The organism is Streptomyces prasinopilosus, assembly GCF_001419695.1.
Classification (GTDB): Bacteria; Actinomycetota; Actinomycetes; order Streptomycetales; family Streptomycetaceae; genus Streptomyces; species Streptomyces prasinopilosus.
Map to the genome: position 1 here is coordinate 1 of NZ_LIRG01000865.1, position 2,971 is coordinate 2,971.

2 protein-coding genes are annotated in these 2,971 nt (G+C 77.5%); both read right to left on the reverse strand.

The window, feature by feature from the left end; all coding sequences use genetic code 11:
- The coding region (locus AOK18_RS27675) for an SDR family NAD(P)-dependent oxidoreductase (protein ID WP_157865241.1) at nt 1-2,401 on the reverse strand (2,401 nt) is incomplete at its 3' end.
- Nucleotides 2,398-2,971, reverse strand: a 574-nt coding sequence (locus tag AOK18_RS27680) for an acyltransferase domain-containing protein (protein ID WP_157865244.1), incomplete at its 5' end; no start/stop codon positions are given. The genes AOK18_RS27680 and AOK18_RS27675, both read right to left, overlap by 4 nt.

Sequence of the window (2,971 nt, forward strand, 5' to 3'; positions counted from 1 at the left end):
CCGGGCCGCCGGCCGGCCGGGGCCCCGTGCCGTCCGGTCCCGGTTCGGCGCGCCCGGTTCCGGGCTCCGGACGTCCGGACCCGGACTCCGTGCCGTCCGGGTGGGCGACGACCACCTGGCGGGCGTCTCCTCCCAGGACGGCGATCAGCGCGTCCAGGGCCTCGGCCGTGCCGAGCGGCCTGACGCCCCGGCGCCGGAGCTGGTCCGCGACCGACGTGCCCATGCCGACCTCGCCCCACAGGCCCCAGTCGACGCTGAGCCAGGGCGCGCCGTGCGCGTGGGCGAAGGCGTCCAGGTAGGCGTTGGCGGCGGCGTAACCCGCTTGGCCGAGGTTCCCGAAGGTGCCGGAGACGGAGGCGAACAGGACCGCGAAGTCGAGGTCCGTCCCGGTGACGGCGGCCGCGAGTTCACGGACGCCGTCGGCCTTGGGCCGCATGACCGCGGTGATGTCCTCCGCGCGGGCGGACCGGATCAGTCCGTCCTTGAGGGTGCCCGCGGCGTGGACCACGCCGTGCAGTTCGCCATGCTCGGCCCGGACGCGCTCCACGACGGCCCGCAGCTCGCCGGGGGCCGTGACGTCGGCGGCGTACGACACGACGGCGCAGCCCTCCGGCCCGGTGACCGCCGGGCGCGCCCCGCCGGCGGTGCCCGTCCCGCCGCTGCGGCTGACGAGCGCGACGAGTCCGGCTCCCTCCTCGGCGAACCGGCGGGCCACCTCCAGGCCCAGGCCGCCGTGTCCTCCGAGGACGAGGTACCGGCCGCCCCGCCTGATGGGCCGGCGCCGCGGGAGGTCCGGTCCGTGGAACAGCCGCACGGGTTCGTGGCGGACGCCCCGCCGGTAGCCGACCTCGACGGGGCCGTCGCCGAGTTCCGCCGTCAGCACGTCGGTGGCGTCGTCGAGGTCGACGAGCCGGGGGCGCAGTCCGGGGTACTCGATGGCCGCCGTGCGGAGCAGGCCCCACAGGGCCGCGCGGGCGGGCACGGGCCGGTCGGCGTCCGCGACCGGCTGGGCGTACCGGGTCGCCACCAGGAAGCGGGACCTGCGCTGCCGTTCGCCGAGCGTCTTCAGCGCGGCGAAGCACCCGTACAGACCCGACCGGAGTTCGGCGGCCTCCTCCCCGCCGTCGGCCGCCGCGGTGGCGTTCCACAGGTGCACCACGCCCGCCACCGGGGCGCCGACGTCCTCCCACAGCCGCCGGAAGCCGTCCTCGTCGGCGTGCGGCAGGACGAGGCGGTCGCGGTCCCGCGCCCGGTCGGCGGCCCCCCGTCCCGGACCCGCGGCGGACGTGCCGAGGCCGACCTCCACCACCCGGGCGCCCCGGGCGCGAAGGTGGCGGACGGTGTGCTCGCCGGTGGCGTCGTCGTGGTGGAGGACCACCCAGGTGTCCTGCCCGGCCCCGGCCCCGGGGCCGGGCGCGGGTGCGGGTGCGGGCCGCCAGTGGATACGGGAGATCGGTCGTCCGGCCCGGTCCTGCCGGGCGGACGGCTCGGCGGACGGCTCGGCGGACGGCTCCGCGTGCGGCTCGGCGGACGGTGTGAGCGTCGTCGTACGGCGCATGCGCACGCCGCGGAACTCGACGGCGACCTCGCCCGACGGTCCGAGGAGCACGGCGTCGGCCGTCGCGTAGGCGCCCTCCGTGGCGGTGCGGCGGACCAGGACGGTGACACCCGGGCGCGGGGAGGCCGGCAGGGCGGTGTGGACGGCGATGCGCTCCACCCCGATGGGCAGCATGGGCCGCGGTCCGGCCGGTTCCGGGAGGCCCCGGTCCCCCCACGGGTCCTGGAGCGCGCAGCTCACGACCTGGAACACACCGTCCGTCAGCAGCGGGTCGACGAGCCACGGCATGGGTGCGGCGTCGCTGCGCAGGACGGCCCGGGCGGTGCCGTCCCCGACGGTGAGTTCACGGACGGTGCGGAAGTCGGGCCCGTACCGCAGACCGGCGCGCGCCCAGCCGGCGTACAGGTCGTCCGGGGCGATCGCGCGCGTCCCGGACACCCCGGGGAGGGCCCCGGGCGTCGTGCCGGCCGGCAGCGGCCGGCCGTGGCCGGTGGACAGCTGCTTGCGCTCCCCCGCCACGAGGGTGCTCAGCTCGAAGCGCGTCCCCGCGTCCGGACGGGTGCCCGGGCCCCGGCGTGCCTCCGGATCCCGGTGGGTGCCCGCTTCGCGGCCGATGTCGAGCCGGACGGCCGCCGTCGCGTCGTCGGCGAGGGTGAGGGGCCTGAGGAAGGCCACGTCCGTGAGTTCCAGCGGCGTGAACGGCCCCAGCCGGGCGAGGCCCGCCATCGCCATCTCCAGCTGCACCGCGGCGGGCAGCAGTCCGGCGCCCGCCGCGCGGTGCTGGGCGATCAGGGGCTCGTGCCCCGCGAAGGTCTTCTCGTAGGTCTCGGCTCGGTACGTCACGGTCCCTCGCTCCGGTGCTCATTGGGACGGTCGAACAGCGGGTGGCCGGCGGCATGTGCCGCGGGGTCGCGGCGCGCGGGGGGAGCGACCAGCGTCTTCCGGTGGAACGGGTAGAGGGGGAGGCTCGTCGTGCGGTGCCCCTTGCCCTCGTGGAGCGCCTTCCAGTCCAGGTCGGCGCCGGTGAGGTTGTGGTGGTCGGCCAGGGCGGCGTGGAGCCGGGTCTGGTCGGTGCGCCCCTGGTGGAGCGTGGTGAGCCAGACGGGGTGGGGCTCGGCGAGGGTGGTCCGGGCGAGGGGCGTGAGGTGGGGGTGGGGGCCGATCTCCCAGACGACCCGCGGACCGGTCCCGGCGAGGGCGGCCAGGGCCTCGGTGAAACGGACGGGCCGGCGGACGGCCTCGGCCCAGTGGCCGCCGTCCACGGCGGAGTCCGGGGTGTGCCAGGTCCCGGTGAGGGTGGACACGAACCCGATGGCGGGCGGTTTGAGCGCGGTGGCGGCCACCGCCTCGGCGAAGGGCGCGACGACCGGCTCCATGTCCGCGGAGTGGAAGGCGTGGCTGACGGTGAGGCGC